The sequence below is a fragment of the Pseudomonas sp. B22129 genome, from assembly GCF_044218875.1.
Classification (GTDB): Bacteria; Pseudomonadota; Gammaproteobacteria; order Pseudomonadales; family Pseudomonadaceae; genus Aquipseudomonas.
In genome coordinates this window covers 3,891,900-3,908,137 of the sequence record NZ_CP162592.1, presented here as the reverse complement: position 1 = coordinate 3,908,137, position 16,238 = coordinate 3,891,900, and the positions used below count along the sequence as shown (strand labels likewise).

Annotated in this window: 17 protein-coding genes; 7 read left to right on the top strand and 10 right to left on the bottom strand. The window is 62.3% G+C overall.

Annotated features, from left to right (window positions below; all coding sequences use genetic code 11):
* Both AB4P94_RS18060 and AB4P94_RS18055 read left to right on the top strand, forming a co-directional pair.
* Complete coding sequence (locus AB4P94_RS18060) at positions 1–807, top strand: gamma-carboxygeranoyl-CoA hydratase (RefSeq protein ID WP_395606729.1); 807 nt, start codon at positions 1–3, stop codon at positions 805–807.
* Positions 804–2,732 (top strand): acetyl/propionyl/methylcrotonyl-CoA carboxylase subunit alpha, encoded by a 1,929-nt coding sequence (locus AB4P94_RS18055; RefSeq protein ID WP_395606728.1) that lies wholly within the window; start codon positions 804–806, stop codon positions 2,730–2,732. The genes AB4P94_RS18060 and AB4P94_RS18055 overlap by 4 nt, the downstream gene beginning before the upstream one ends.
* On the opposite strand, the gene AB4P94_RS18050 is transcribed toward AB4P94_RS18055, so the two are convergent.
* Positions 2,729–3,364, bottom strand: a complete 636-nt coding sequence (locus tag AB4P94_RS18050; protein WP_395606727.1) for a LexA family protein — start codon at positions 3,362–3,364, stop codon at positions 2,729–2,731. The two genes, AB4P94_RS18055 and AB4P94_RS18050, sit on opposite strands and share 4 nt — an antisense overlap.
* Positions 3,365–3,496: 132 nt before the next feature.
* Between AB4P94_RS18050 and AB4P94_RS18045 the strand changes: the two genes are divergently transcribed.
* Positions 3,497–3,850, top strand: a complete 354-nt coding sequence (locus tag AB4P94_RS18045; RefSeq protein ID WP_395606726.1) for a DUF6124 family protein — start codon at positions 3,497–3,499, stop codon at positions 3,848–3,850.
* Between the two features lie 463 nt (positions 3,851–4,313).
* On the top strand, positions 4,314–5,465 hold the full coding sequence (locus AB4P94_RS18040) for a M14-type cytosolic carboxypeptidase (protein ID WP_395606725.1): 1,152 nt from the start codon (positions 4,314–4,316) through the stop codon (positions 5,463–5,465).
* 58 nt (positions 5,466–5,523) lie between these two features.
* Here the strand turns inward: AB4P94_RS18040 and AB4P94_RS18035 are convergent, their stop codons facing one another.
* Both AB4P94_RS18035 and AB4P94_RS18030 read right to left on the bottom strand, forming a co-directional pair.
* Positions 5,524–6,063, bottom strand: coding sequence for a cytochrome b (locus AB4P94_RS18035; RefSeq protein ID WP_395606724.1), 540 nt, complete (start codon positions 6,061–6,063; stop codon positions 5,524–5,526).
* Entirely contained in the window at positions 6,060–7,142 is a 1,083-nt protein-coding gene (locus AB4P94_RS18030) for a catalase family peroxidase (RefSeq protein ID WP_395606723.1), read from the bottom strand. The genes AB4P94_RS18035 and AB4P94_RS18030 overlap by 4 nt, the downstream gene beginning before the upstream one ends.
* Positions 7,143–7,311: 169 nt before the next feature.
* Between AB4P94_RS18030 and AB4P94_RS18025 the strand changes: the two genes are divergently transcribed.
* Positions 7,312–7,818 (top strand): sigma-70 family RNA polymerase sigma factor, encoded by a 507-nt coding sequence (locus tag AB4P94_RS18025; RefSeq protein ID WP_395606722.1) that lies wholly within the window; start codon positions 7,312–7,314, stop codon positions 7,816–7,818.
* Positions 7,815–8,552, top strand: a complete 738-nt coding sequence (locus AB4P94_RS18020; protein ID WP_395606721.1) for an anti-sigma factor family protein — start codon at positions 7,815–7,817, stop codon at positions 8,550–8,552. Before AB4P94_RS18025 ends, AB4P94_RS18020 begins: the two co-directional genes overlap by 4 nt.
* On the opposite strand, the gene AB4P94_RS18015 is transcribed toward AB4P94_RS18020, so the two are convergent.
* The 7 genes from AB4P94_RS18015 to AB4P94_RS17985 form a co-directional block, all read right to left on the bottom strand.
* Positions 8,549–9,493, bottom strand: coding sequence for a spore coat protein U domain-containing protein (locus AB4P94_RS18015; RefSeq protein WP_395611355.1), 945 nt, complete (start codon positions 9,491–9,493; stop codon positions 8,549–8,551). The two genes, AB4P94_RS18020 and AB4P94_RS18015, sit on opposite strands and share 4 nt — an antisense overlap.
* 74 nt (positions 9,494–9,567) lie before the next feature.
* Positions 9,568–11,862, bottom strand: a complete 2,295-nt coding sequence (locus tag AB4P94_RS18010; RefSeq protein WP_395606720.1) for a fimbria/pilus outer membrane usher protein — start codon at positions 11,860–11,862, stop codon at positions 9,568–9,570.
* A 139-nt stretch (positions 11,863–12,001) separates the two neighbouring features.
* Complete coding sequence (locus tag AB4P94_RS18005; RefSeq protein ID WP_395606719.1) at positions 12,002–12,790, bottom strand: molecular chaperone; 789 nt, start codon at positions 12,788–12,790, stop codon at positions 12,002–12,004.
* Between the two features lie 26 nt (positions 12,791–12,816).
* The gene (locus AB4P94_RS18000; protein ID WP_395606718.1) at positions 12,817–13,314 is read right to left on the bottom strand and encodes a spore coat U domain-containing protein; all 498 of its coding nucleotides are present in this window, start codon (positions 13,312–13,314) and stop codon (positions 12,817–12,819) included.
* Between the two features lie 4 nt (positions 13,315–13,318).
* Positions 13,319–13,861, bottom strand: coding sequence for a spore coat U domain-containing protein (locus AB4P94_RS17995; RefSeq protein ID WP_395606717.1), 543 nt, complete (start codon positions 13,859–13,861; stop codon positions 13,319–13,321).
* A gap of 18 nt (positions 13,862–13,879) precedes the next feature.
* On the bottom strand, positions 13,880–14,422 hold the full coding sequence (locus AB4P94_RS17990) for a spore coat protein U domain-containing protein (RefSeq protein ID WP_395606716.1): 543 nt from the start codon (positions 14,420–14,422) through the stop codon (positions 13,880–13,882).
* Positions 14,416–14,916, bottom strand: a complete 501-nt coding sequence (locus AB4P94_RS17985) for a spore coat U domain-containing protein (protein WP_395611354.1) — start codon at positions 14,914–14,916, stop codon at positions 14,416–14,418. Before AB4P94_RS17985 ends, AB4P94_RS17990 begins: the two co-directional genes overlap by 7 nt.
* A gap of 215 nt (positions 14,917–15,131) precedes the next feature.
* Here AB4P94_RS17985 and zapE point away from each other — a divergent pair, with 215 nt between their 5' ends.
* Positions 15,132–16,226, top strand: a complete 1,095-nt coding sequence (gene zapE / locus AB4P94_RS17980) for a cell division protein ZapE (RefSeq protein WP_395606715.1) — start codon at positions 15,132–15,134, stop codon at positions 16,224–16,226.
* Positions 16,227–16,238: the final 12 nt, after the last annotated feature.

The window sequence follows — 16,238 nt, the reverse complement described above, 5'->3', positions numbered from 1 at the left end:
ATGAGCGATTTCAACACCCTTGAACTGATCACCGACAGCCGTGGTTTTGCCACGCTGTGGCTCAGCCGTGAAGAAAAGAACAATGCGTTCAATGCCGAGATGATCCGCGAACTGATCATTGCCCTCGACCAGGTGCAGAGCGACGCCTCCCTGCGTTTTCTGGTACTGCGCGGGCGCGGCAAGCACTTCAGCGCCGGGGCCGATCTGGCCTGGATGCAGCAGTCGGCCGAACTCGATTACCACACCAATCTGGATGACGCCCGCGAACTGGCCGAGCTGATGTACAACCTGGCCAAGCTGAAGATTCCAACCCTGGCGGTGGTGCAAGGCGCGGCTTACGGCGGTGCGCTGGGCTTGATCAGTTGCTGTGATATGGCGATTGGCGCAGATGACGCGCAGTTCTGTTTGTCGGAAGTGCGCATTGGCCTGGCCCCGGCGGTGATCAGCCCGTTCGTGGTCAAGGCGATCGGCGAACGCGCAGCACGGCGCTATGCCCTGACCGCCGAGCGTTTTGGCGGCCAGCGCGCGCGGGAAATCGGTTTGCTGGCGGAAAGTTATCCCGCCGTGGAGCTGGGCCTGCAGGTTGAAAAATGGATCGCCAACCTGCTGCAAAACAGCCCCGCCGCGATGCGCTCCAGCAAGGATTTGCTGCGCGAAGTCGGTAACGGCGCCCTTACCCCGGCCCTGCGCCGCTATTGCGAAAATGCCATCGCGCGGATTCGTGTCAGCCCCGAAGGCCAGGAAGGCTTGCGCGCCTTCCTGCAAAAACGCACGCCCAGCTGGCAAGCCCAGGAGCCACGTTCATGAGCAAAACCTTGACCACCGTGCTGGTGGCCAACCGCGGCGAGATTGCCTGCCGGGTCATGCGCACCGCCAAAGCCATGGGCTTGACCACCGTGGCCGTGCACAGTGCCATCGACCGCGATGCACGCCATAGCCGTGAGGCTGATATTCGGGTGGACCTGGGTGGCAGCAAGGCCACCGAAAGCTACCTGCAAATCGACAAAATCATTGCGGCCGCCAAAGCCAGCGGCGCCCAGGCAATTCATCCGGGCTACGGCTTCCTGTCGGAAAACGCCGGGTTTGCACGTGCGATTGAAACCGCTGGCTTGATCTTCCTCGGCCCGCCCGCCTCGGCAATTGACGCGATGGGCAGCAAATCCGCCGCCAAGGCCCTGATGGAAACCGCCGGGGTGCCGCTGGTGCCGGGTTATCACGGCGAGGCCCAGGACCTGGAGACTTTCCGCGCCGCCTGCGAGCGCATCGGCTACCCGGTGTTGCTCAAGGCCACAGCCGGAGGCGGCGGCAAGGGCATGAAAGTGGTTGAGGACGTCAGCCAACTGGCTCAAGCGCTGGCCTCTGCGCAGCGTGAGGCGCTGTCGTCATTTGGCAACGGGCAGATGCTGGTGGAGAAATACCTGCTCAAGCCGCGCCATGTGGAAATCCAGGTGTTTGCCGATCAGCACGGCCACTGCTTGTATTTGAATGAGCGTGATTGCTCGATCCAGCGTCGCCATCAAAAGGTCGTGGAAGAAGCGCCGGCACCCGGCTTGAGCGTTGAACAGCGCAAAGCCATGGGCGAAGCCGCCGTGCGCGCCGCCCAGGCCATCGGCTATGTGGGCGCAGGCACGGTGGAGTTTTTGCTGGACGCCCGTGGCGAATTTTTCTTTATGGAGATGAACACGCGGCTGCAGGTGGAACACCCGGTGACCGAAGCAATTACCGGCCTCGACCTGGTGGCGTGGCAGATTCGCGTCGCGAGAGGTGAGCCGCTGCCGATCACCCAGGAACAGGTGCCATTGATCGGGCATGCGATTGAAGTTCGACTGTATGCCGAGGACCCGGCCAATGATTTTCTTCCGGCGACCGGACGCCTCGCGCTGTACCGTGAATCGGCGCCCGGCCCGGGCCGGCGCGTGGACAGCGGCGTGTCGCAAGGTGACAGTGTTTCGCCGTTTTACGACCCGATGCTGGGCAAACTGATTGCCTGGGGTGAAGACCGTGAACAGGCGCGCCTGCGGTTGTTGGCCATGCTGGACGAGTTCGCCGTCGGCGGGGTGAAGACCAACCTGGGCTTTTTGCGGCGGATTATCGGGCACCCGGCCTTTGCGGCGGCGCAATTGGATACCGGGTTTATTCCGCGTTATCAGGATGAGCTGTTGCCGGTGGCCGGCGAAATGAGCGATGAGTTCTGGCAGGCGGCGGGCTCGGCCTTTATGCAGAGTTTGCCGGTGGGTAACGGGCCTTGGGCCGACACGCGGGGGTTTCGCGCAGGGCTGCCTGCCGAGGTCTCGTTGCACTTGAGCAGCGCCGGGCAGGACCGGCTGGTGACGTTGGCCAGCAGCGCTGCGCACTGGCAAGGCGAACAATTGGTCATCGAACACCAGGGTGTGCGGCGCAGCCATCTTGCAGTCCGTAGCGAGGGCACTGTGTACCTGCGCTGGGACGGCGAGATGCACGCGGTCAGCCTGTTTGACCCGATTGCAGCGGTCGAGGCCAATGGTGCCCAACAAGGCGGCCTCACGGCGCCAATGAACGGCAGCATCGTTCGGGTGCTGGTGGAGATCGGCCAAACCGTGGAGGCCGGCACGCAACTGGTGGTGCTGGAGGCGATGAAGATGGAGCACAGCATCCGCGCGCCCCGGGCCGGGGTGATCAAGGCACTGTTTTGCCAGGAAGGCGAGATGGTTGCAGAAGGCAGTGCGTTGGTGGAGCTTGAAACGGCGGGCTAGAACTTCGCCGTGGCTTGCACCACGACGCCGAGCATTCGCCACTCGGCGGTGCACAGTTGCTTGGGATAAGTGGGGTTGAGGGGGACCAGATAAAGCTGGCCGCTCTCTTCCCTCAACTGGCGGAAGGTGGCCTGGGTGCTGCCAGCCCACTGGGCGACGACAAGCCTGCCGGGCTCGACGGCAATGGCCGGGTCCACCAGAATCATCATGCCTGCGCCGATGCTCAGGCCGCTGGGGGCGGTCATGGCATCTCCCGTTACAGGTAGCCAGAAGGCTTCGCCACGGGCGTGATAGTCGGTCAATTCGAACCGTGCGGCGCCGTAGGCCGGGCGTTCTTCGCGGATCTCGCAGACACCTTTCCAGTCGCTGACCGGGTAGCGGAAATACGGGTTGTAGTGTTTTTCCGGGGCCGGCGCTTCATCGGCCTTCTCGCGAATTTCCAGCACCGCTTCCAGGTATCCCAACCCCAGCTCCGCGAGCACCCGGTTCATATCGGCGAGTGTGGGCACACGGCGCTTGTTCAGCCAATGGCCCACGCCGCCCTGGGACATGCCCAGGCGTTCGGCCAGTTTGTCTTGAGTGACCTTGCGGTCTTTCATGTTGGCCTTGACCAACGCTATCCAGTTATCCATGGGGCCTGACAATACGTTGCGTATTTTTCAGGACAATAAACAGTTTGTAGTAATCCATAAAAGGACATAAATACGATACGTACTATTATCGGTTCCATGGTTTTTTGCCCCCCTGCCAGAGTACCGACCCTCATGACAACAGCCCCGCAACGCCTGCTCGACACACCCGAAAACGACGAACTGAACGATATGCGCAGCAGCGGCGCTGCCAGGCGCGCGCTGGACTATTACTTGAAAGAGGATATGTCGGCATCAGCCCCGGACGGAGCCTTCTTTACCATCAAGCCCGGCCTTAGCCAAGAAGAAGCCCTGGTGCACGCCTCGGACCTGTTGCGCAGCGCAGCGGCCACGGCCTACGAATCGGCAAGCAGCCATCAGGGCAACCAACGCGACCTGGCATTTTCAGTGGTGTATTTGATCGATATGGCGAAGGCGATGGTGGAGCGGTCGTTGCAGTCGCCCGGCGCTACTCAGGCAAGCACATGACAGGCGCGAAGAAAAATATTTCTATCTCGCGGATAAAAACATTTGACTTGCAAATGATAATGATTATTATTGGACCCAGCTGATCGCGAGATCAGTCGATAGACCAAGGGACCTTAGGTCGGACTCTTGGAATATCTCCTCATCAGGCTAATCACGGTTTTTGACCCGGCTCTTTGGCCGGGTCTTTTTTTTGCCAGTTTCCCTGGCGTGGCTTCAGGCTAATGAAGACTGTGTGTTGCTTGATGGCGCGCATGGTAGCAAAAGACCATTGCCAAAAGAAAGCCGAACGAACGCTCTAGCCCGGATCTTTGCGAAATAGCGCTTGAGAATCAATCTCATAGATTCTAAGCTGCTGACGCGTCAAGGATGACGCCCCCTTCCCACGCAACAATTTTGCCGCAAGATTTTGCCTGGCTCCTGTGTAAGATATCCGCCACAACACTCATATTCAGGCAATCAGACTATGACCGTGGCTTTGACCTCCATCAAGATCAGCACCGACTTTGACAGCGGCAACATCCAGGTCCTGGATGCCAGCGACGCCTACCAACTGCTGCTGGCAATCAAACCCGACACCCGCAGCCAACATTTCCAATGGTTCCATTTCAAGGCCGAAGGCATGCACGTGGGCCACACCCACAACTTTCGCCTGAGCAACGCGAGCCAGTCTTCCTATAAAAACGCCTGGAGCGGCTACAACGCCGTGGCGTCCTACGACCATATCAACTGGTTCCGCGTCCCCACGCGCTTTGATGGCGAAACGCTGCACATCACGCTGGAAACCCGCGAAAAACACGCCTGGTTTGCCTACTTCGAGCCCTACAGCCGTGAACGCCACGACTGGCTGATCGAGCAAGCCTTGAACCGCGCCGGCACCCAGTTGCTTGCCACCGGCAAAAGTGCCGAGGGCCGTGATATCCAGCTGCTGCGCCGCGGCAAAGGTGGCGAGGGCCAACGCAAGGTCTGGATCATTGCCCAGCAGCACCCTGGCGAACACATGGCCGAATGGTTTATGGAAGGCATCATCGAACGCCTGCAACAGGACGGTGACGATGAGCTGAAAAAACTCCTGTCCGTCGCCGACCTGTACCTGATACCCAACATGAACCCCGATGGCGCTTTTCATGGTCACTTGCGCACCAACGCCATGGGCCAGGACCTCAACCGCGCCTGGCAAAGCGCGAGTCAGGAAGTCAGCCCTGAAGTGTTGTTTGCCCAGGAACAAATGGAAAAGTACGGCGTCGACCTGTTCCTCGACATCCACGGTGACGAAGAAATCCCCTATGTGTTCACCGCCGGCTGCGAAGGCAACCCGGGCTACACCCCGCGTATCGAGGCACTGGAGAAACACTTTCGCAGCCACTTGAGCGCCCTCACCCGTGACTTCCAGACCACCCACGGCTACACCCGCGACCTGCCGGGCGAAGCCAATATGACCCTGGCCTGCAATGCGGTTGGCGAGAAGTACGACTGCCTGTCGTTAACCCTGGAGATGCCCTTCAAGGACAACGACGACATGCCCAACCCGAAAACCGGTTGGTCCGGTGAGCGCTCCAAGCAGCTAGGCAAAGACGTATTGAGCAGCGTGGCGGATATCGTCACAGCCTTGCGCTGATCTGTGGCGAGCGAGCTTGCTCACCACAAAAGCTCGCTCACCACACACGCTAACCGCGTCAGTCCTTGATGCCGGTCATGCTTTGCAGCACGCCGTCGCGCCGAATCAGCCCATGGAACAACGCCGCCGCCAGATGCAACAGCACCGTCAGGAACAACAGGTAGGCGAGATAGCCATGGGCTTTGCGCAGTAGTGCAAACAACGGCGCGTTCGCCCCCACCAGTGCCGGCAATTGCACGGAGCTGCTGAGCATTACCGGGTCACCCGCCGCCGAAATCATCGCCCAGCCCAGCACTGGCAACACCAGCATCAACCCATACAGCAACACATGGGACGCCTTGGCCGCCAACCTCTGCCAGAGCGGCAAATCGGCAGGCAAAGGCGGTTGCCGAGTGGAGAAGCGCACGATCAGCCGCACGATCACCAACGCCAGAATGGCGATGCCCAGCGGCTTATGCAGGTGAATCAACCATTCGTGCCGTTCGGAAACCGACGCCGCCATGCCCGCACCGATAAACAGCATGGCGATGATCATCAGCGCCATCAGCCAATGCAGCAGGCGCGCCAGTGGCGCGAAAAACCGTGGTTGAGCATTCATGGCTTCGACTCCTGAGGGGCGCTGTGCAGCGGGCTGACTTCACCCGCACGCCGCACGTATGAACTGGCATAGGCGGCCGACCGTGCAGCCAGCAACGGGTCGTTGGAGGCTTCGATGCCACTGGGCAAAATCAGCGGATCAAAGTTGATGTCGCGGCAGTCGCCATCCGCTTGTGGCTGGCTGCTTTGCAACACCAGGGTGCCGGCGTTCAGTACCTTGTGCTCCCCCGTCCAGGCCTTGCTCGCATCGTCCAGCGGGTCGCCGGGGTTGGCCAGCGTCATGTTCAACTGCCAACGCAGTGGCCCTGAAGCCAGACGCTGTACCAAATCTTTTTCGAGGAAATCACTGCCCGACGGCGCGGTTTCACCCGGCGCGTCCTGGCTTTGCGGCACCACGCCCCAACGCACGGCCTGGTGCTTGCCATCGGCCCCCACCAGGAAAAACGCATTGATGCCGTTATAGGTTTCAGTCGCATAACTGGCGGACGGCTTGGCCGTCTTGACCCAAGCCAGGAACGGCGCAGTCTCCGGGTGTGAGGCAAAAAACGCCGGCATATTCGCCGGGTTCGGCTTGCCGGTGGCCGGGTCGGGTGCGCCGGCCTTGAGCATCTGGTAGAACGCCTCGGGTGTGCCTACCGGGAACACCGGCATGCTGTTCATCCCCGTGCGCCACTGCTGGCCGTTGGCCTGGCTGAATTGCAGGGCGAAACTGCGGATCGGCACACTGCTGTCCGGCGCGTAAGGGTTGCCGCTCGGCAGGGCAAAGCGGCCGATCACCGGGGTTTTCGCCTCGCTGAATACCTGCGCGCTGGAGTACGCGCGCGCCTCAGGGCTACTCTCGAAATAACCCGCCACGCACACGCCCTTAGCGTGGTTGCGGCGAAAGCCCGGGTGTATGCCATTGTTGGTTTCCAGGGCATTGACCAGGGTTTTAGGGCGCAGGCGCTGTGGGTCGAGCGTGCCATTGACGTAGGCAAACGCCCCGGCAACAACCGCAACCACGGCACCGATCCCGGCGAGTCGCGCGATCAGGCTCGCAGTGCTCAACGCAGGACGGGGCGGTGATGAGTGATCTACCATGAAGTGACTCCAGGGCCAGAGGCCTTAGGGGGTGAAACATAAGGTCGGAGCATTAAGACGAACGCCGATCCGCTCTATTCCAGGCCCCTGAGTTTATTTTTCAGGGAAAGGAATAACCTTCAGCGCCGGACGTCTCTCTAGTCCCAGCGTAGTGACCAGCCAGCCGACCATGCATGAACTCGACGAACAGTTACGTGAACTCATCCCCAGGTTGCGGCGCTTTGCCGTGTCCCTGACCCGTAACGCCAGCAGCGCTGACGACCTGGTTCAGTCGGCCCTGGAACGGGCGATCATCAGTTGGGCCGACAAACGCATCGAAGGCGATTTGCGCGCCTGGCTGTTCTCGATTCTTTATCGCCAGTTCCTCGACGCTCACCGGCGCAGCAGGCGCTACGCCCGCATGCTCGAATTTTTCACCGGCCGTGACGACGCACAGCCCTCGGTGGAGCGTACGGTCATGGCTCAATCAGCCCTTCAGGCTTTCGACCAGCTCAACACCGAACAACGCGCCCTGCTGCTCTGGGTGTCAGTCGAGGGCCTTAGTTACAAAGAGGTCGCCCAGATTCTTGATGTACCCATTGGCACCGTGATGTCACGCCTGTCCCGCGCGCGCCAAGCCTTGCGTCAACTCAGCGACGGCGAAATTGCCAGCCCTTCCCTGCGGATACTCAAATGATCAGCCTGCCCCCCAGCGAACGCGATTTGCATGCCTACGTCGACCACCAATTGCTGGAGGCCGACCGACGCGTGCTTGAAACCTGGCTGGCCACCCACCCCGACGCCGCCGCCCAAGTGCAGGCCTGGCAACAGGATGCGCACCTGCTGCGTGCATCGTTAAGCGGGGCCCTGCAACAACCGCCCAACCCCGACCTTGACCCGGCGCTGATCCGCCAGCGCATCAAGCATCAAACCCGTCGCCACTTTGCCACGGCGGCCGTGCTGCTTATCGCGGTCAGCCTTGGCGGCCTCGGCGGCTGGCAAGCCCGCGAAGCCGCCCAGCCCGCCATGCTGCCCATGGCCGATGCGATGCAAGCGTTCCGCCTGTTTGGCCAGGACGGCATCATGCCCGCCGATTACAACGCTGGGGACGGCGGCACCATGCAGGCTTGGCTGGACCGTTACTTCAACCAGGCCCACCGCCTGCCCGACCTGAGCCAGTCAGGCTTCAAGCCGGTCAGCGGGCGCCTGCTCACTACAGAGCAAGGCGCGGCCGCCATGGTGTTGTACGAGGACCCTCAAGGCCGGCGCATCAGCTTCTATATCCGCCCGCCAGGCCCGGAAAACGGCTTCCTGCCCCGTGGCCGTCGCAGCGCCGACGGGCTGCAAGCCGAGTACTGGTCAGGTGCGGGCTACAACTATGCGGTGGTCAGCCCGGTAGATCAGCCGACCACGCAGATGCTGAAGTTCTAGAACCCGACATCCAGCACCACGTTGTCCAGGTAGGTGCCGCCCGGTGGCGTGGTCTGGTCGGTGTAGATTTTGGCGTTGTAGTTGAACACCTGGCTGCCGCCACTGGCGCCGCTGCCCAGACCGTTGCCCGGGTTGATCTCGGCAGTCGAACTGTCGCGCCGCGCCGCGCCCACGCTGCCCCAGCGAGTCGTGCCGGCGCTTTTGAAAATGTCGTACGCCAGGTAGTTGCCAGAGGACACCATTCGGCGGCGCCCCCCCACGCTGATCGGGTTCTGCCCATCGCTCAGGCCCACGCTGTAGGAACTGCCCTTGGTGCAGGAGACGCTCGCCTGGCCATTCACGGTGGCAAAACCACTGATCACTGGAGCGCTGCCAAAGCTGATCGCCGGTGCGGTGATCTGACAATCATTGGTGACCGTCAGGGTGACGGTGAGGGTACGGGTGGCGGGGGCAAGGTTTTTATCGCGCAGCACACACAAGCTGCCGACCCCCAGGCCAATGCAATAATCCCAGCCCCAGGCCAGGGTCAAGACCTCGGTGTAAACCCCTGCCGCCACGTTGCTGCCGGTGATGCTGCCCAGGTAGAGCGGCAAAGACTTGTTCCCCGGCCCCGTCAACAGCCCCGCCGCGGTGGCAATGCCATTGGGCCCGAAATCGAACAGGGTGTTACGGTTGATCGGAAAGCTGGTGGAGTTATTGCCGTAGACCGTGTAACCGATCACATCGCCCGTGGGGCCGACCAGCCCTGAGGTCAGCGAAGAGATCGTCAGATAAAAGTGATCGCTGGTGCCCAGTGCAATCAGCGAAGGGCCGCAGCTCAAGCCCCCGTTCAAGGTCGAACTGTTTTGCACGGTGGTGTTCACATTGATCGAACTGACCGAGCCGAAACTCGCCGGTGACGTGGCAACCGTGGAACACACAGCCATTGCCTGGCTGGACATTGCCAGGCCCGCGCCGGCCAACACACTGTAAAGCCATCCCTTGCCCCTCACCCGCACACTCCTCTTTCAACCGCTCACTGGCACACCAATGGCCCGATCAAGGGCACATCCTGTTGCTGCTCATTGATATCGAATGACGCCTGGCAGCTACGGCCTTCGCCGAGCGTGACCTGCAGCGTGTTGTGCGCACTGAGGTTTTCCAGGTACACCAAGCCATCCCATCCGACCACGGCCTGGCTGTTGCTCTGCTCATGGATGACCAGGCTGCCCAGTGGCAGTTCCTGGTGCTGGCTGTTCACCAGGGTGATGCTCGCGGCGAGCACCCGGCGCAGCGGAAACTCCAGCAGATAACCACTGCCACGGCGCACTGAAACCCGCTGTTCCACGTTCGGGCTCTGCACGTTCGGCGGCAGGTTCAGCGGGTCGATTTCATATTTGGCGCGGTAATACGCACTGCTCCACGGCACCAGCAATTTGCCGTTACGGTCGGTCTGGCCTACCAGCTGGTTTTCATAGCGCACCGGAATGCCGCCAAAACCCTGGGTACTCACCACCACAAACGCGTCATTGATGCGGTTGGCGGCAAAAGTGTCGCCGCCCATCCACACCAGCGAGCCACTGGCATCCGCCCAACGGGTTTCAGCGCCGCTGCTGCCGTACACACCGGCCTGCAACTGCACCGATTGCAGGCGCCAGGTCAGGTCGGCCTGGCGGTAGGTCGGGCCATCACCCTGAGCATACCCGAGGTTGTAGCCCACCCCACCGTCACTCGGCACCGCGCTGCTGTAGTTGATGCGCTGACGGCTGGCGCCGTCCTTGCTGCGCTCGGTGCTCAAGGCCAGGCTGCCGTTGATATCGAACGGGATGACCAATTGCGCCTGCATGGCCCAGTTGCTGTCGCCGATCTCACGGTTGGCTGACAGGTAAAAACTGGTGTTATGCCACAGCGGTTTGCTCCAGCTGAGGTTGAGCAGGCGCGTGCGTGAATCGTCCGCAGCCTGCACATCGAAATAGCCAACGCCCAGGCTGCCGAAACGCTCAAGGTTAAGGCTCAGCGTGACTTGCTCGCTGCGCTTGCTGAGGCTGGCATAAGGCGTGTCGACCAGGGTCAGGTCGGCATACTCGTCGCGCCGCTGAACCCGTTGATACGAGAGGCTGTAGCGCGAACTGCTGTACTGGTAGCCCAGGCTCAATTGCTGGCCGGTGCGCCCATCGAACTGGCTCTGGCTGACGGCGGTGTTGAGCACACCAAAGTTGCCGAGGCGCAGGTTGCCACCCAGCCCGCCCAGGGTCAGGTCGCTGGAGGCTTCGGCGTGGCTTTCCAGGGTCAGGTTATCGGAATAACCATAACGGAAGGTGCCACTGGCCACGCCCGGGCCGTAGCCGAAATCGCGCACGGTGTAGTCTCGGCGCAAGGTCCCGGCGGCGACCGAGAAATCGGTCAACCCCTTTTGCAGCAGCGTGCTGGTGACATAGAACGGCACCGTCGTCGACACCTGGCGCCCCAGCGCGTCGGTGGTGACCACCACCGCTTCGCCGGCGCCGTTGATAAACGGGACGTTGGTCAGGGTATACGGCCCCGGCTGCAGCAGCGCGCTTTCGGATTTGTAACCGTTGATAAACAGATCGACCGAGGACGGCACCGCCGCTTCACCGGCAAATTGCGGCAAGGGGTAAGTGACCAGGTCCGGGCGGACGGCAAAGTCCCGCGACCACTGCACCCCGCCCAGGCGCACCGAACTGCTCCAGGGCAGCGAGCCGCTGATCACGTCACCGGCCTCATAGGTCAGCAACCGCTCATCATCGGAAAAACGCCAGGTCGTGTCGTAACGCCGGTAGCCATTATTGAGCGTACTGTCGCTGACGCCACCGGCGAGGGTCTGGCGGTATTGCCCGGTGTTGGACAAGGTGCCCCAATTATCGAACAGCCGCACTTCGTTCCAGGCCGCCAGGTAGCGGCCGCCATCATCGGTGTCGTTGAAATACACGTCATAGTTGAGCAAGGCGCCGAAGCTGCTCATCGCCTGGGTACGCGGGTAGGTATTGCGATTGCCGATGAACTGTTCCTGCAACCACGACGGCGGCACATCCAGCAGCAAACGCTGGCCGTTGCTGTCGTAGTCGCTGTGCAGGCCGGGCACCTTGTCGAGGTCGACGCTGCCGCTCAAGTCGCCGGGCAGTTTCATGCCCACGTCCTGCAACGCGCTGGCCGGCACATAAAGTTGCCCGGCACGCTGATCGACCGCGATGACCCGGCCCGTGTCCATCTGGTTGACCACCAGCTCCAGAAACAGCTGTGCATCGGCGACAGCCTCCATACTGCCCGGGGGCGGCGGCAGGTCGCCCGCCACGCCCGGAAGCGCGATCATTGCGCCCCACAGCCCGCTCACCACTGCCACCGACGGCCACCTACAACGAGCCCGACCACGGCTCCATGGCGTTGTGTCCTTCAATGGACATCTCCATCCTGTTAAACCCGGGCATCATCCCGTCCCGCTGCAAAAACGCTTAACGCTTCGGTGCCAGGCTCTCCAATTGAGGGGCGCCGTTGACGCGCACCTGCAACGACTGGTCGGCGGATATCGCATCCGGCACCGGCCAGCGCATGGTCGCGCCCGGCAGCACATAACCGAGCAAGCCGTCGACCAGGGGGCGAGCCTGCCCGCCCTGCTTGAACGAGGCATCGGTCAGGCGCGCATGCACGGCGCCCTGGTTGCGCACCTCAATGTAAGTGCGCCCGGCCACCGTGACTTTTTGCCAGCTCAGGTCCGGTTTGCCGGCACCTTTGGGGTCGCGCTGACGTGTGGCGTCGTCCTTGCTCCACAACCCCGCGCCGTAGGCAAACAGCGGCACCGAATAACGCATCTGAAAGCGAATGGCGGCGGCAGTGTTCTTGCCTTCCGGTGGCGGCGGAACCTGCAGCGCCGTGGGAATTTCATCGATGATGATGCGATACGCCAACTCTTGCCCCGGCGGCACTTCACGGGTGCGCGTCAGGCGTACCAGTTGCTTTTGACCCGGCTCTATCTTCGCCACCGGCGGGCTGCCGATCACATCGCGCTGGTTCTGGTATTGCTCGTCAAAACCACTCTGGCTCCAGGCAAACACACGAATCTGCAAGCTGGCGGTCTCGGTGCCACGGTTTTCCAGCCACAGCGCACTGGCCTGTTGGTCGGCCTCCAGCACCGGGTCGATCGGCCAGATCAGCACCGAACTGGCGGCCTGCACCCACCCTGTGGCGCACAAGGCACCCAAGGCAGCACCCGCGGCCCACGACCGCCGGGAAGTTGAACGCATAAACCCACTCCTTATACCGATAGCCCTTACCACGTCAGCTGCACCTGCAGCGTGTCGCTGTACGTCCCCCCAGGCTGATTGCCCGGTAACTGCACCCGTCCGTAAATCGGCAGGCTGATGTTGTTGGCATCGCTGTATGTCACGTTGACGCTCTGACTGATCCCCAGGGCCTGACTGAACGCCGCATCCCGAAACAATTGGTAAGCCACTCGCGCACTGCCACTGTTGAGCTGCAAGTTACGCCCGGTACTGCTGTGCAGGCCGCCGTTGACACTCATGCTCAACGTCACGCCCGGCGTGCATTGCAAGGTCACCCCGCCGGTCAGCGCCGCCGTGACGGTGCTTGTCGCCAGAGCCGAATAGCTGCCGTAGGTCAGTGCACCGTAGTTGGAGCCCCCGCCCACAATCAGGCAGCCCGGCGTGATGGTCGCGCTCACCTGAAAGCTCTGGCTGGTCACCGCCGACAACGGCAGTGGCACCACCAGCGTGCACGCCAGCACTGCCCTCGCCACCGAACGGTTCATGGCGTCAGAACGTCAGTTCCACTGCCACCGTGTCGGTGTAGGTGCCAGCCGGCAGCCCCGCCTTGCCCACCGCACGCCCGTAGAGGTTCACGGTCTGCGCCACGCCGGTACTGGCCGCCAGGGTGATGACCCCGTCGATGGCCAGCAGCGTGGAATGCCCGCTGTCGGTGTAGAAGTCGTAGGGCACGAAGTTGCCGGCACCGTCCGCCAGGGCACGAGTGCCGCCGGGTGAGGCATTGTCATGGGCCCCGGCGCGTACCTTGATGGCCGGCGTGGTGCCGGCCGAGCACAGCACCGACAACGCGCCGCCGGTGCCGGTGCCGCCGAGCAGTTGGGCATCGGCGTTGGTGAACAGGCTGTTGGTGGTGCCGAAGTTCAGGCTACCGAAGTTCAGGCCGGTGGCCGCGCCGGAGCCATTGACCTGGCAACTGGCAATCAGCGTCAGCGTGGAGCTGATCTGGCCGGTCACGGTCGTCGCCGCATTGAGGCTGGAGGCCATCGCCAGGCCCACTGCGCAAATGCCTATCCGAGATACAAGTGCATGCATGATGTTCATCCTCTTGATTTACCAGTCCAGTGTCACCGTCAACGTGTCGGTGTAGATCCCTGCCGGCAAGGCACTGGTATTTGCCACCACGGAGCCGAATACCGGGATCGGTATTTGTGTCCCCCTGGCCACGACAAAATTGCGTTGTTGCCCGATGCTGTAACTGCTGCGCCCCTGAGGGTCGGCAGACAGTCGATAAGGAATGGTCTGACGCCCGTTGCTCAAGCGCCGCGTGGTGCCATCGCCGTTGGTGCCACCGTCAATGGTCACGGTGAAGCTTGAAACCGAGGGGTTGCACGACACGGCCAGCGGCGCCTTGTCACCGTCGGAAATACCGGCGCCCAAGGTGTTGTTCCAGGTCGGCCCCTGGCTGCCGAAATCCAGCAGCGCGGTGCCGCCGTTGGGGCTGACCGGGGCGCTGTCACTGCCTTTACTCACCTCGCAACTGGCGGTGATCACCAGCCGCGCATGGATCTGCCCGCTCACGGCCGCCGCCTGGGCGTCATCGGCCAGCAGCAACAAGCCGCCCAGGGCCATCACGGCCAGGTAGCGGCTTACCATGTGACGGTGACCTTGAGCAGGTCGGAATAGCGGCCGACGGCGGGAATAGCCTTGAGCGGCTCGATGCGGCCATACAGCGGCAAATCCACCGAGCCGGAATCCGGCACGCGGCCACTGACCGGCACGTCCACCGGCAACGGAATCAACCGCGCGGCGTCGGCGTAGATGCGATAAGGAATGGGTTTGCTCGACGGGCTCGCCGCGCTCAGATAGCGCACCTCACCGACGCCACCGTGCAAGCCGCCGTCAACGCGCATTTGATAAGGGGTGTCGGGGTTGCATTCCAGGCGCGGCTGGCGCTGGCTGATCAGGGCCGCACTCAGGGGCCCGGCCGGGTCATCCAGACGCGGGCCGCTGCCGAAATCCAATACGCCAAGTTGCTCGATGCCAGCGCTGCGGGTGGTGCCCACCAGCTGGCAGCCGCGCTGCACGTCGATGCGCACCTCCACCTGGAGCTGCGCAGCGCCGGCCGAGCTGCAAAGCATCGCGCCCATGACTGCCAATACCGCGGGTCCCTTCACTGCCCCAATTCCTTATACAGGGGTGACTGCTGTGTATGAGGTTAGTCATTAAGAGGGAAACTGCCAGTCCAGACGGGATTGCGCCCACGCCATGCCTTTTCGGCATAGCTGGAGGGCCCCTTCTCTATTGGTCAAATCGCCCGGCTCGCCCTAAAGTGAGCGACCACCGAAACACAGAGTGACCCGCCTTGGCCGTGCTTTCCCTGATCCAGCGCCTGCTCGGTAAAAAAACCCAGAGCCCTGCCGACACCCCCATCCCGGCGTTTTTCCAGAACAGGGCAAAACAGCAGGGCTACACCCTCAGCAGCGGCCAGTCCCAAGCCATTGCGGCGCTGGCCCGTGAAACCGCGCACCTGCTCGCGGGCCAACCGGCGCGCAGCCTGTACCTGCACGGCCCGGTAGGGCGTGGCAAAAGCTGGCTGCTCGATGGGTTTTTCCAGGCGTTGCCGGTTGCCGAGAAGCAGCGCGTGCACTTTCACGAGTTTTTCGCGCGGCTGCATCGCGGCATGTTCAAGCACCGCGAACACGACGACGCCCTGGCCGTGACCCTCGACGAACTGCTGGCGGGCTGCCGGGTGCTGTGTTTCGACGAGTTCCATGTCCACGATATCGGCGATGCCATGCTGATCAGCCGCCTGTTCAAGGCCTTGTTCAAGCGGGGCGTGCTGGTGCTGGTAACGTCCAACTACCCGCCCGCAGGCTTGCTGCCCAACCCGCTGTACCACGAACGTTTCAAACCGGTCATCGACCTGATCGCCGCGCGCATGGACGTGCTGGAAGTCAGCTCGCCGCAGGACTTTCGCAGCTTGCCCCAGGCCCGCAGTTCACAACGCTTTACCAGCGGGCAGTACGTTTGGCCGGGCACGGCGTCACAACGCCAGGCGCTGGGCCTGCCGAGCACGGATTGCCCGCCGCAGCCCTTGACGGTCGGCACCCGGCAATTGACTTGCCGTAGCCATGGCGCGCGCACCATCGCCTTTACCTTCAATGATCTTTGCGAACAGCTCACTGCCGTGATGGATTACCTGCTGCTGTGCCAGGACTACGACCACTGGATCATCGACGGCCTGCCACTGCTGGCGGACTGCCCGATCGCCGTGCAGCAGCGGTTTATCAACCTGGTGGACGTGCTTTACGACCGCGACAAACGGCTGACCCTGATCGGCGAGCAGTCGCTGGACACTGCCTTGAGCGGCCAAGCCATCGACCTCGCCCGCACCGCCAGCCGCCTGCATCAATTACAAAAGGCCAGCCCGCAACACGCATCCGACCCGGTATCATGAGCGCCATTTACG

Excerpts from the sequence above, each read along its gene's own strand:
- AB4P94_RS18060 (WP_395606729.1), top strand. The coding sequence starts at position 1 with ATGAGCGATTTCAACACCCTTGAACTGATCACCGACAGCCGTGGTTTT.
- AB4P94_RS18055 (WP_395606728.1), top strand. The coding sequence starts at position 804 with ATGAGCAAAACCTTGACCACCGTGCTGGTGGCCAACCGCGGCGAGATT.
- AB4P94_RS18050 (WP_395606727.1), bottom strand. The coding sequence starts at position 3,364 with ATGGATAACTGGATAGCGTTGGTCAAGGCCAACATGAAAGACCGCAAG.
- AB4P94_RS18045 (WP_395606726.1), top strand. The coding sequence starts at position 3,497 with ATGACAACAGCCCCGCAACGCCTGCTCGACACACCCGAAAACGACGAA.
- AB4P94_RS18040 (WP_395606725.1), top strand. The coding sequence starts at position 4,314 with ATGACCGTGGCTTTGACCTCCATCAAGATCAGCACCGACTTTGACAGC.
- AB4P94_RS18035 (WP_395606724.1), bottom strand. The coding sequence starts at position 6,063 with ATGAATGCTCAACCACGGTTTTTCGCGCCACTGGCGCGCCTGCTGCAT.
- AB4P94_RS18030 (WP_395606723.1), bottom strand. The coding sequence starts at position 7,142 with ATGGTAGATCACTCATCACCGCCCCGTCCTGCGTTGAGCACTGCGAGC.
- AB4P94_RS18025 (WP_395606722.1), top strand. The coding sequence starts at position 7,312 with ATGCATGAACTCGACGAACAGTTACGTGAACTCATCCCCAGGTTGCGG.
- AB4P94_RS18020 (WP_395606721.1), top strand. The coding sequence starts at position 7,815 with ATGATCAGCCTGCCCCCCAGCGAACGCGATTTGCATGCCTACGTCGAC.
- AB4P94_RS18015 (WP_395611355.1), bottom strand. The coding sequence starts at position 9,493 with ATGTCCAGCCAGGCAATGGCTGTGTGTTCCACGGTTGCCACGTCACCG.
- AB4P94_RS18010 (WP_395606720.1), bottom strand. The coding sequence starts at position 11,862 with ATGATCGCGCTTCCGGGCGTGGCGGGCGACCTGCCGCCGCCCCCGGGC.
- AB4P94_RS18005 (WP_395606719.1), bottom strand. The coding sequence starts at position 12,790 with ATGCGTTCAACTTCCCGGCGGTCGTGGGCCGCGGGTGCTGCCTTGGGT.
- AB4P94_RS18000 (WP_395606718.1), bottom strand. The coding sequence starts at position 13,314 with ATGAACCGTTCGGTGGCGAGGGCAGTGCTGGCGTGCACGCTGGTGGTG.
- AB4P94_RS17995 (WP_395606717.1), bottom strand. The coding sequence starts at position 13,861 with ATGCATGCACTTGTATCTCGGATAGGCATTTGCGCAGTGGGCCTGGCG.
- AB4P94_RS17990 (WP_395606716.1), bottom strand. The coding sequence starts at position 14,422 with ATGGTAAGCCGCTACCTGGCCGTGATGGCCCTGGGCGGCTTGTTGCTG.
- AB4P94_RS17985 (WP_395611354.1), bottom strand. The coding sequence starts at position 14,916 with ATGGGCGCGATGCTTTGCAGCTCGGCCGGCGCTGCGCAGCTCCAGGTG.